A 12,394-nucleotide genomic window follows, 5' to 3' on the forward strand; every position below is an offset into this window, starting at 1 on the left:
AATCCTTGAGGATCGCCATTTCCAACTCATGATCAGTCTAGAAAGGTATGATATTAAGAACTCCGGCAGCTACTGTGACGATTATTCCAATTGCCCATACATACTTGAAGCTGTACTTCAGGTGCGCTCCCATTTCAACGTCTGCAAGTCCAAGAGCCAGGTACGGTGTAGGTCCTATGAGTGTAAGGTTTGCTGCAAGGCATGAACCCATGAGCAGCGCAGCTGACAATATAAGAGTACTTATTCCGTAAGTCTTTAGTATGGTTGCAAGTATCGGAGCAAGAACCAGGTATACTGTATCGCTTCCGATAATCATGGAAAGCGGTACTGAGAAGAACGAAAGCAGTATGGGGAGACGTTCTCCCATTCCTTCAGGTATTATGGAAATGAATGCATTTGCCATTCCGGCTATCATCCCCGTTCCGCTTGTTATACCAACCAGTACGCCAATTGCGAATATTATTATGATCATGTTGAGTGCAGCTCCGCCATATTCTCTTATCTTGGCACTCTGTTTCTTTACATTCGGGTAATTTACAACTAGTGCTATACTGAATGCCAGCATGAAGCCGAGGTTTGTCTTTAGGACACCAGTCAGAAGCAGGATAATGAGTACAAGTGTCATTACCATGTCAAATGCAAGTACACCCTTGCTTACAGATATCTTTGCAGGCTCGTCGATAGTCTTCTTGAGCTCTGCGAACTCTTCATCAGTCATTCCTGCGCCGTTCTTCCTCTCAACCTTTCCTACTACAATTACGCTTGCGTAGGTAAGGAGCAGAGCGATTACCTGCAGAGGTAGTATGTACATCCAAAGCTCCTGGGGATCCCCTCCGACTGCTGAAGTAAGTCTAAGTACTGATGAACACCAAGGTGTAACGTTCATCGAGCCAGATGCGAGAGCCGCCATAAGAAGAAGCGCTTCAGGTCTTATCTTCATCTTCTTGAAGATTGGAAGCATGGTAGGGATCGTTATGAGCATCGTTGTTGCTCCTGATCCGTCAAGATGAGAGATTGTAGCAACGAAGGCCGCCATGAGAAGCACCATTTCAACCTTGTTGCCCATATACTTCATGACCTTCTTGACTATGACGTCGAACATGCCGACATCACTGAGCAGACTGAAGTACATGACTGCGAAGGCAAAAAGAGCAGCTGTATTAAGGACTGATTTGAGGCCGTCTCCCATAAATGTGTTGATCTTGTTCAGGTCATAGCCGCAAAGCGCTGCTCCGATTATCGGTATGATGACGAATACGGGGGCTATTGAAACCTTTCCCCAAAGTAAAATAGCAACTATGATGGCAATCATCAGGAATCCTACCAGTGTCACATTCATTCTCTTTAATCTCCTTTTATTCTTTCATTTAACCGGTTGACTCAATTGTATGCTCCGGGATTTTTTTACTGTAGGTACAGAATGTATAGATTTACATCTTTTTTTATGTGCAAACTGCACATATGGAAAAATCGTTTACTTCACATCCAAAACCTTTTAACCTATCCTTGCCAGTGCCCGTGAATTCTTTGGATACGAGACTATCTTCTCATCAGTGCAAAAAACGGCCTGAGCGAACTCAAGCCGAATATAAGGTGGTATTGCGGTAGCTTCATATATGGCAGGCCTCTGCCTGTCAAATTACCTCTATCCCATATGAACGTATTATGGTTCTAAGGTTCTCCATCTCGCCCGATCCCGGCGCATGGCTGATAAACGAAGGTTCTTCCTCAAGCTGGCTTTTCTTGCCAACTCCAAGGTTATGGTATGGCAGGAGGTTAACCTCCTGACAGGTCCTTACGTTGTCTCTCAAGAAGGCTGCCATAAGGCGCGCATTATCCTCAGTGTCATTGTATCCGGGGATTATCGGGGTCCTTGCTATTATGGGAATACTCATCTCACTTGAGATCCTTGCGAGGTTCTCAAGTATCCTTTCATTTCCCACTCCAGTGCCCTTTCTGTGCATCGTGCTGTCCATATGCTTTATGTCATATATCACCAGATCGACGTATGGAAGGATCTCCGAAAAGGCCCTCCAGTCTGCGTAACCGCAGGTCTCGATTGCAGTATGTATGTTGTTTTCCATGCATCTTCTGAGGATGTCCCTGGCAAACAGCGGCTGGAAAAGCACCTCGCCTCCGGTAATGGTAACACCACCGCCAGAATTTCGGTAGAAAAGCGCATCCTTCGATACCTCTTGATACACATCATCCGAGGTCATGGTTTTCCCCATAATGGTCCGTGATTTCGAAGGACATACCGCTGAACATTCACCGCAGCCTGTGCAAAGTGCCCTATCAGTAATTACCTTGTCAAAGTCTTGCCTTATTGCATTCTGTGGGCAGGTTCCGATGCACCCGAGGCAGCCTGTACAGGTGTCCCTGTTATACATGAGCTGCGGCCTGACAGAGTTCGACTCCGGATTCTGGCACCATAGGCAGGATAACGGGCATCCCTTCAGGAACACGCTGGTGCGGATGCCCGGTCCGTCATGTATTGAATAGTGCTGTATGTTGAATATTGTCCCCTTCGAATCAAGCGTACTCAAACGAAGTCCTCTCTATGACCTCATCCTGGATGGCTTCGCTGAGCCTCGTGAAGTACGCACTGTAACCTGCGACCCTTACTATCAGCTCCTGATGTTCCTCTGGATGGGCTTTTGCGTCAATCATGTCCTCTTTTGTCACCACGTTGAATTGGACATGCTTTCCTCCGTTAGTAAGGTAGGTCTTCACGACATCCCCGAGCTTTGCAAGGTCGTCATCAGTCTTTAGTGCGCTCGGATGGAACTTCATATTCAGAAGAGTCCCCTGATACGGGTCCTGGTTGACCTTCATGGCGCTCTGCAGCACTGCAAGCGGGCCGTTCTTGTCTTTTCCATGGTCAGGCGAGAGCGATGCGTCAGCAAGCACTTCTCCTGTCTTTCTTCCGTCAGGAGTTGCTCCTGTGCTTGCTCCTCCGGGCTGATGGGCAGATATGGAAATTGCGTTTGGTACTACCTTGCCGCCATATGCTGTGTCCATAGTACTGCAGGTATCTGCAAAGAACTTATAGACTTCAGCTACCAGCTGGTCCGGCATGTCTTCATTGTTGCCGTACTTTGGCACTGCGATGAAGTCTTGCCGCATGTCGTCGTAGCCCTCCCAGTTGGCGTCAAGCGCCTTGAGAAGCTCCTCCATGGTGTATTTCCTCTTGTCATATACCAGTTCTTTTATGGCTGCCAGGGAATCTCCTGTATTGACTCCTCCGACTGCTCCAAGCAGGCTTCCGTTCTCGAAATCAAACTGCCTGTCAAGCATGTCCTTGCCGAGGCTCACCCCGCCTTCCATAAGGGCCGAACGGAACGGATCAGGGAATAGCTCCCTTTCAGCGATGAGCTCAACGTTGTTCCTTTCTGCTGCCAGATGCAGCAGATAGTCGAACTGCCTGAAGAACGCCTGTTTAAATTCATCAAATGTAGCCATCTTTGTCACATCGCCGCTTTCTATGCCTACCTGCTCCTTGGTGTACCTGCAGTACCCATTGTGCATGAAGATATCGAAAGCCTGTGCAATTATGAAGAAAGTTACAACCTGGCTTCTTGTCTTTGCAGGAATATTTCCGTCGACGCAGCCTGTAGCGCAGTAATCCCTTGCGTCAATGAGGTCCATTCCGCCGTCTGTGAAGAACTTGATATAGCTGTTGTCGCCAAGGAATGCCGGCATCCCCATGCCTGTTTTGACTACCTGAAGAGCCTTGAGCAAAAATTCCTTGGGGGAATTCTCATGGACCCTTACAGTAACCGTAAAGTGAGGGAGGTTGGTATCCCTTGCAGACTCAAGCAGCAGGTACGAAAGCTCGTTTGTAGCATCGTTTCCATTTTCGTCAACGCCGCCGATTGTCCAGTTGTACCATTTCGCCATTCCTGAGTTTTTAGCCCTGTTGGCTTTTCCGGATACCCTGTTTATCTTCATGCACTTGCAGCGCATGATCTCTATAAGCTCCAGGACCTTCTCATCAGTCATTGTACCGGCTTCGATGTCCTTCTTGTAGTACGGATACATATACTGGTCGAAGCGTCCTGCAGTTGTTGTTGGTGATGGGCATGCCAGGAGGAATGTGAACCAGAAGGACTGCATGGCTTCATGGAAGCTTTCAGCAGGCTCGTAAGGAACCTTGCGGCAGATCCTTGCCATTTCGAGGAGTTCCGATTTCCTGGTCTCGTCCTTTTCTTCAGCTGCCATTTTTTCAGCAACATCAGCATAACGTCCTGCAAACCTCACCCATGCCTCGTAGACACGGATGACCGCTTCCCAGAAGTTCTGCTTCTCTATGCTGTCAGCTGAAGTATATCTCAGTTCACTGATGTTTCTTTTCGCCTCTTCGATTATCGATTTTGCGCCTTCTCTTATGATCTTCTCAAAGTCGATGCATACCAGGAAGAAGCCTGGCCCGAGGCCATAGCCTGACATAGCAAAGCCACCGCCTGAGCCGCCCTTCTTGTCCTTCCAGGGAGGAAGGATGCAACCTGATTTCATGAAAGGCCACATGCGTTCGTTCATTCCCAGTGACTTCGACAATGCATCTACCAGGTTGCTGTTCAGTGCATTGTCTGCAAACCTCTTGTTCAGCTCGTACAGCTCGGCTTCGTCCTCAGGAGTAATGGTGTATATCTCGCTCTTGAGCGACTCCACTTCATCCTTGGTCCAGACGCCGTATTCATACTGCATCTCCATGCCGAACGGCTTGCTAGCTCCGGATCCGCAGAGGAGGTCATCCTCCTCTATGAATATGGTTATATTGTCGAGTATGTGCTCATGGAGCTTCGCTCTTCTTGTGATCATCGGCTCGCCGACAGTCTTGTCCAGGGATTCGTTAGCAAGCCTGAACAGCTCAATGCAGAGCGGATACTTGCTTATTCTTAGACTTTCCTTCATTTTCTGTATTCTTAAGTTCATATTAATGCCTTTCTTCTATCAAACTGAGAATAATCCGAATAAACCTACTGTTGCAAGAACTACGCAGACTGCCGGTACGACCACAGCAGACACTGGAATCATCCAGGTTGTAAGCTGTTCTTTGATCTTAGGGTCAGGACAGCCGGAAATTACCATTGCACCGCCTGTTGAGAACGGTGAAAGTGATGATGCCATAGCTCCTATGAATATGCATGAGAACAGCATTACCGGGTTCAGGCTCAGCGATGTCGCAAGAACAGGCACCAGTGGGTACATCAGAGGGCATACGACGGATGTTCCACTTGAGAAGAAGCTGAGGAATGCAGCGAAGAGAACAAGCATTGCAGGCACCCAGAACTTCGGTATGTTATTCGTGAGTATCGAAGCAATCTGATCTACAAGTCCTGCTTCCTTGGCTATTCCAAGAAGAAGGGCAACACCCGCTATCATAAGTATCGTGTTCATTGGGAGCTTCCTGATTATGTCTTTCTCATCTCCGAGCTTCAGGGCTCTTGCAAGTATTGCTGCAATAACCATGATTACCTGTGGCTGAGAGAATGTAGCCAGTGCTTTTACCAGCTTGATTCCTGGTACCCATGTGTTTATCACTGCAGGCAGTACCATGAATGCGAATGCAGCAAGAATCAGCCAGAGAGTCTTTTTCTGAATATCGTCGAAATCCTTTGGCTTCTGAATTTCAACGCGCTTTGCCTTATAGCACTTGAATACGATATAGAATATGGCGATTATGAAAATCTGTTTGAATGCGCTGTTGATCCATACATAGTTCGCTATTGCAAACGATGCATCGCCATAGCCAGCCTTTTCAATAAGGTTCTTTGAAATGACTCCGCCGAATCCGTTTATCGGATTGTCAGCTCCAATAAGTGTTGCGCAGCCTACTGTCACTGCGATCATTATTGGATGTATGCCTGCTGGAATTCCAAGTGCGAATGCCAGTGGTCCTACGATTGCAGGAGTTGATGCTCCGGCACCAAGGAATGCTACAACTGCGCTGACTAATGCAATAACCCATGGTATCAGCTTCGCATTGCCGTTCATTGCATAGAGAAGCTTTTCTCCAACAAGGGTCATGGTTCCGTTGCTTGTAGCATAAGTAAAGAACAATGATATCGCGATCAGGAAAAATACGATGTTGGTAGGCCAGAAGCTGATTATCTCAGATACCTTCAGCCCCATAACCAGGTTTCCGATTATGAATGCAAAGCCCATGGCAAGGATTCCAGTGTTGAAGTTGAATTTCCATCCGATTACAATCGCTGCCAGGATGGCAAATAAGCATAAGTATAATGACATGGCTTAATCTCCCCTTTTATCTTTTATTGAAAGTACTTTTCGTGATAAGGTTATCATCGCCAAATAATTAACACAATTACGTTTTCATATTTTGCTGATTCTTAGGCGGTGCGCATAATCTATTCCAGTTGCCATGTGACAAATGCATACATATTCCTTAGTATCAGGGATGCAGACCAGCGTCCCATCCCTGTGCCTTACACGCAGGAAATCTCTTCTGATTAAGACGCTTGTTGGATGGAGGCCTTGATGTAGCAAAATTATCTGCTTTCGTTTATAATTCAATTGTCTGTCAGCAAGATACGATATGGAAGTTGAAGCTGTCATGACAAATACCAACTTTGCATGCATATCATGGAATAAGAAATGCTCGATCATCACTTACTCACCTTCATATGAGCTTGATATTTTTACAGCAATAATTCGCAACGTGCCATTACGGAGGAATTTCAGATGCCCAATATAAATTTCATTGTCAATGTGCTTGGAAAACATGTAGTTTCCAAATCGATTGCCCATGAGGATATGCCGGAGCTCAACGGGATACTCTTCTACAAGAAGAGCGTTCCTGTGTCGGGTTCTTTCATATATATCAGTAACGCTTCATCGCTAAAATCCCTGATGGAAAGTGATGGCTCTGATGAAAGGCTCACTATATTCGTTCCAGCTCAAACTGAAAAGACATTCATTGAATCATCCGTAAAACATAACATAATCCAAACAGATTTGGAAATCACTTCATTATATAACAGACTCACAACCCTGGTTCATAGCTACAATCACTGGCGTACGCTGCTGCTTCAGGCTATGTTCGATGGCAAGAGCCTGTCAGGGGTCCTTTCCATAGCTTCGGATCTGATAAGAGCTCCTATATTTCTTCTTAATCCATACGACAGGGTAATATACGGCAGCGAGAGGACTTATTTCAGCGATGCCTGCATCGATGCCCTTACTTCAGAAGGACATCTTCCTCAGAATGATGCCGGTAAATTCAAGGCATCGTGTATCAGCATATATAAGAAGGACTTTTATGAGGTCTATCACTCGCAGAAGCTGAACCACTATTATCATTTCCTGAAGATCCATGAGAATGGTGCTACAATAGCCAAACTCTTGATTGTAACGAATCCTTCGCACAGGAATGTAGATGTGAGCTATATGCTCTACAAGCTGTCCCAAATAGTCGTCAAGTTTCTCAATGATCTGAACATCGACAATCCTGAGAACGACATTCTTTTCTCATCATTCATTTCCGATATCATTGAATCCAGGCTGACTGAATCCAGAGAAATCGAAGAGCGTTCGAAATACCTTCGTTACCCTCTCATGACTTTCATGGCTGTCATTGTTGTAAGGCATGCAGATAATCATGAGTTTGCAAATACGCACCTCATTGATGATCTGATGGAAATCTTTGAAGGTGATAACATTACCCTGCATAATAATGATATTGTAATACTCCATACTCAGGAGGCTCGCAACTTCGAGAAACTGGATTTTGACTATGACAAATTGGAGGAGCTCATGACTCGCTACAATGCATATGCCGGAATCAGCAACTCCACAAGAAACCATGACATGCTGCGGACGCTGCATCTCATAGCAAGTGATACGATACGCCTTGCTACCACCCTTCATCGGCGAAGCCTTTCAGACAGGGTTTTCATACATGAGGATTACAGCTTCTATTACCTGATAGACCTGGCTGCCCGGAAGTTTATCGAGGAGCACCACCACGACAACATCATATACCTGATCCATCCGGCTATAGTAGCATTATACAGATATGACACGAATAACGACTCAAACCTTCTTGATGTGCTGTTCTACTACATCCTCAATGAAAGAAGCATTTCTCTAACCGGAAAGGCTCTGTACATGCACAGAAACACAGTACTTAACAAGATCAAGAAAATTACTGAGATTATCCAGATTCCAATAGAAGACGGTCACACTGATTTCCGCATCCTGTCATCCTGCCTGATTGTAAGATACTATCAAAGGTATCTGAACCAGAAAATCAAGATATGACATTATGTCATCATACTAAATTTTATGGCTATGTATAACGAACAGACCCCGGTCACAACCGGGGTCTGTCAATTTCTATATTATTTACTTGCTGACATCATTTACTGAAGTCAAACCTTTGATATTCCTAGTCTTCGAGTCCAAGATGAGCTTTTGCTGCTACATCAGGCTTCTCGCTTGTGTTCTTTATGACCTTCTTGTAGCCGATGACCAATATCGGGATTATTACAAGTGGAAGGCACATGTAGCCGAGCATTGTGAATCCTGGCCCTACTATCTTTGTAAGTCCGAGGAGCGATACAGCTGTCGCGCCCATCATGAATATCACGTTAAGAACTACATTCTTGACCATAGGGTTGCTTATCTTTACATATTTCTGAATCCTGGTTACAACTCCGTTGTTGAGACCTATTACTGTTGATACAACAGCCAGCTCAACAAGTGCAACATACATCCAGTAAAGAACTGGTATATTGAGGAGCTTCAGTATTTCATAGTTTGGCATCTCAGCCTTAGTCAGCTGTGGGTATCCGTACTGCATCACGATGATCATTATGATCAGAACTGAATTCGTGAGGAATCCGAATATGGCAGCAGCCTTTGATTCAGCCTTGCTGTTAAGTCCGCTTGTGACAGATGCAACTGATCCGATTGCTCCGGTAACCTGGAAAGAAGCGTAGATTACAGCAGCCTTGAGAGCCGGGAAGAGTGTTCCTGAATCCCATGTCTTTGCAGCCCACTCTGTGGAGAACTGAGACTGCGGGCTTCCAAGTGAGAAGAAAAGAAGAGAAACGATAATTGCAAGCATCAGCCATGTCATTACACTGTTTGCGTTACGTATGAGAGCTTCTCCGTAGATGATGAGCATGAGTGCGATAACTCCGATGATAGCGGCGCAGACAAGATACGGAAGGCCAATCTGATTAGCAAGTATCTTTCCGCCTGTTGCAAGTGATGCACCAACAACCATAAAGTAAGTGAAGAAGAAAAGTATATCGAAAAGTATGCTGAATATCTTCTCGTAAGGGGAGAAGAAATGGTTGAAGAAATCCTTATACTTTGTAAGACCGTTCTGCCTGCAGTACTCAACGACGATGTAGATTATGAATCCAAGTATTCCCATAGCAAGCAGCGGAGTGACGAGCCCCCAGTTTCCGTAGGTGCTGTAATAGGTTGAACCCTGTCTGCCTGAAGCAGTTCCGGGTCCCATATGAACTCCGAACCAGGTCGCACCAATTCCCATTGATGTGGCTAGATTAAATTTGCCTTTCCTTGAAGTTTTTTCTGCCATGATTAATCTCCTCTCGATATGATTATAATAATTTTATTGAGATACAATCTACATGCCCGGTATGGAAATTTTCTTGTTGCCTGGAATGTCAATCTACCAGGTTACCATCTTCGTCGAATTCCATATCGAACGGTTCGCCAATTATTTCTATGTCCTCACGTCCCTCAAGTTCTTCGAGGTAAGCTTCGGACATAAGTATGTCCTCCATCTCCGCGGTATTTTTTATTCGTACTATCCTCGCATTGCTGAAGTCGATGTTGTTGCAGGTACGGATACAGACCCTTATCGCTTCCTTGTCGCTATTCACATACATTGGAAGCTTGGCACCATTCAGCATTGTTGCTGTTACAACATTAGTCCATGTTACATCGAGGTCTATGTCGTTCATAACCCTGCGGGTAGTGATATCTGCTGCAGAAAGTCCGCATGCATTATGATGGGAGACTTCCGTGATACCTCTGACAAACATTTTCTTGCAATCAAGGACATCTTCAAAACCCTTTGAGTTAGAACGTCCTGTAATATTTGGGTCATGTCCGTTGCCGCTGATATTCTTTCCAATCTCATCGATTATGAGAACATCTATTTCCTTCATCTTGAAATTTGCAATCTTGTCTTTCGCTGCTTTAAGAAGCTCTGCATCCCTTTCCATTATCTGGTCGTTAGGGACTACCTCAATTACACTGATCTCGTCGTATGCATTCTGTACTACTCCGAGTCCAAAGGCAATTGGAGCCTTCTCAATGAACATTCCTGCAACTTTTGGAATTCTTTCAGCAAAAGTCGGAAAACCCATCATGTGGAAATATGAAGCACCAACATGTTTAGCAAGTCCTATGGCACACATCTTCGCCAATCCGCTCTCATGTTCACCACGAAAATCGGTGTGCGGCTTGATCTTATTGAATACAATTATCCCATCGGATTCTGCTGCGTATTTGTCGCAGTATACTGGCGTACCATCTTCGAGTTCTCCTAGTTTCACGGTTTCCATCGATGATAGGATTGGAACTCCCATCGATTCCTCAGTAATTCCGTAACCTGCGATAAACTCTTTCTGGCCTTCAGCTGTTCCTCCTCCGTGGCTTCCCATGGCTGGCACGATAAAAGGATTGGCACCCTTCACCTTAAGCCATTCGAGTACTGCTTTTACAATTCTGTCAATGTCTGGTATTCCACGGCTTCCGACAGTAATACATATCCTCTTGCCTTTGTAGGATAACTTCTGATTTTCAGGAAGCTTTGTCTCCAATTCCTCCCATATCCATCCCTCGATATCCTCAATTCTGTTCTTGTCGTATATCTGGCGGACTTTCATCATTTTTGGGATTCTGACGTCCTCCATACCTTGGATTGTGAGTGTAATTTCCGGAAAATCTACAAAATTCATTCCGTCCTCCTAAAATCCAACTTCTCAATAATCGCACCATCAGTATCTGTTAGCGGCATCAGCAAGCTTTGTCAATTTACGGCAATAACTTTCACCTACGCCGGTTCAGTCTACATAACCTCTTGTCGTCAGCTGCAGCATCTGCAGTCACTATCCTTTTCATTTGAATGGCCGAGCTGGAGCCTCGATTTATCAACTGTAAAAATATGACCACATCCATCGGGGTGCATTAAAGTTATTGAATCAATATCATCCCCCTTAACTAACCATACTTATCACTCATAGATTACTGGTAAGACCAGGTATCTAATTGAGAGTATAACGTTTTCTTTTTCTAAAGTCAATATGGAAAACGATGACATTGTTAATATATTTTCAAAGATTTTATCCAATTCCATTAAGCCCGACCAATAGAAATTGCTTCATCCATGCTATGCACCTTCAATTCATTTGTGTTGTGTACCAATACATTTGACCATGGACGATTAAAATAGTATAATCTAGTGTAATCATAAGCGAAGTTAAATGGGGGAAACATAGTGACAAACAAAGATGGGCTTCTGGCAAATGCTGTAAACCTAAAACCAATACATACACAGCGTGCCAGTGAAGCAATTTACGACCAGATCAAGGATATGATCCTCAGTGGACAGCTGAAACCGGGAGACAGGCTGCCTTCAGAGAGAAACATGATGGATATGCTCCAGAGGAGCCGCCCTACCATACGTGAAGCGCTAAGAATGCTTGAGCGCGCAGGTTTCATCAGGACGATAGCCGGAAGCAACGGTGCCATAATACAAGAACCGAATACCAAGGGTGTTGAGCAGTCACTTGAAGCAATGCTTCAGTCAAGCCAGATAACCCTAGAGAAGATGTCGGAATACCGTTCACTCAACGATGTTGCCATAGCCGGATGGGCTGCAGAACGCCGTACAGATGAAGACCTGGAAGCATTAGATGTTTTACTTGCACATGCTGAAGCTACCGTAGATAACTATGAGGATTTCATCCTTATCGACCCTCAATTCCATGGGCTACTGGCTAAGGCTTCAAAGAATGAAGTTGCCTATATCATGACCCAGGTATTCAGCAAACTGCTGATCAACATGATGCATACCAGGATGGAGCCAATGACTACTCCTGAACGCATCGATATGTGCATGGGTATTCTGAAGATGCATAAGGATGTCGTTGAGGCTATCCGTGCCAAGGATGTAAGTGCTGCAGAGGATGCTATGCGATACCATGTCCATGCATTCCTTGTTGATCTCAGGGCAACATATTAGATCCGCGAATTATACACAAGGACCTAATTGATTACTGAATAATTGAATATTAATGTGAGGACAAGGTGATCTTAAGACTTCAGATCATCTTGTTTTTTTAGTGGTTAATAACCCTGCAGAGGAGCGGACGGCTCCTTTGCAGGG

At 45.1% G+C, this 12,394-nt stretch carries 8 protein-coding genes; 2 read left to right on the top strand and 6 right to left on the bottom strand.

Annotated elements, in window-relative coordinates; genetic code table 11:
- Positions 1-37 precede the first annotated feature (37 nt).
- The 4 genes from J2Z34_RS14680 to J2Z34_RS14695 form a co-directional block, all read right to left on the bottom strand.
- Positions 38-1,339 (bottom strand): SLC13 family permease, encoded by a 1,302-nt coding sequence (locus tag J2Z34_RS14680; RefSeq protein ID WP_209460625.1) that lies wholly within the window; start codon positions 1,337-1,339, stop codon positions 38-40.
- A 295-nt stretch (positions 1,340-1,634) separates the two neighbouring features.
- A complete protein-coding gene (locus J2Z34_RS14685; protein WP_209460626.1) occupies positions 1,635-2,546 on the bottom strand; it encodes a glycyl-radical enzyme activating protein in 912 nt (303 codons plus the stop codon).
- The gene (locus J2Z34_RS14690) at positions 2,533-4,935 is read right to left on the bottom strand and encodes a glycyl radical protein (RefSeq protein WP_342453201.1); all 2,403 of its coding nucleotides are present in this window, start codon (positions 4,933-4,935) and stop codon (positions 2,533-2,535) included. The genes J2Z34_RS14685 and J2Z34_RS14690 overlap by 14 nt, the downstream gene beginning before the upstream one ends.
- Before the next feature lie 18 nt (positions 4,936-4,953).
- The gene (locus J2Z34_RS14695; RefSeq protein ID WP_209460628.1) at positions 4,954-6,252 is read right to left on the bottom strand and encodes an SLC13 family permease; all 1,299 of its coding nucleotides are present in this window, start codon (positions 6,250-6,252) and stop codon (positions 4,954-4,956) included.
- 453 nt (positions 6,253-6,705) lie between these two features.
- On the opposite strand from J2Z34_RS14695, the gene J2Z34_RS14700 reads away from it, so the two are divergent.
- The gene (locus J2Z34_RS14700; protein ID WP_209460629.1) at positions 6,706-8,283 is read left to right on the top strand and encodes a PucR family transcriptional regulator; all 1,578 of its coding nucleotides are present in this window, start codon (positions 6,706-6,708) and stop codon (positions 8,281-8,283) included.
- A gap of 127 nt (positions 8,284-8,410) precedes the next feature.
- On the opposite strand, the gene J2Z34_RS14705 is transcribed toward J2Z34_RS14700, so the two are convergent.
- Together J2Z34_RS14705 and J2Z34_RS14710 are read right to left on the bottom strand one after the other, a co-directional pair.
- Positions 8,411-9,574 (bottom strand): YkvI family membrane protein, encoded by a 1,164-nt coding sequence (locus J2Z34_RS14705; RefSeq protein ID WP_209460630.1) that lies wholly within the window; start codon positions 9,572-9,574, stop codon positions 8,411-8,413.
- A gap of 88 nt (positions 9,575-9,662) precedes the next feature.
- Entirely contained in the window at positions 9,663-10,964 is a 1,302-nt protein-coding gene (locus tag J2Z34_RS14710) for a nickel pincer cofactor-dependent isomerase, group 22 (protein WP_209460631.1), read from the bottom strand.
- Positions 10,965-11,503: 539 nt separating this feature from the next.
- Between J2Z34_RS14710 and J2Z34_RS14715 the strand changes: the two genes are divergently transcribed.
- A complete protein-coding gene (locus J2Z34_RS14715; protein ID WP_209460632.1) occupies positions 11,504-12,250 on the top strand; it encodes a FadR/GntR family transcriptional regulator in 747 nt (248 codons plus the stop codon).
- Positions 12,251-12,394: the final 144 nt, after the last annotated feature.

Origin of the sequence: Youngiibacter multivorans (genome assembly GCF_017873395.1) — a bacterium.
Taxonomy (GTDB): domain Bacteria; phylum Bacillota; class Clostridia; order Clostridiales; family Clostridiaceae; genus Youngiibacter; species Youngiibacter multivorans.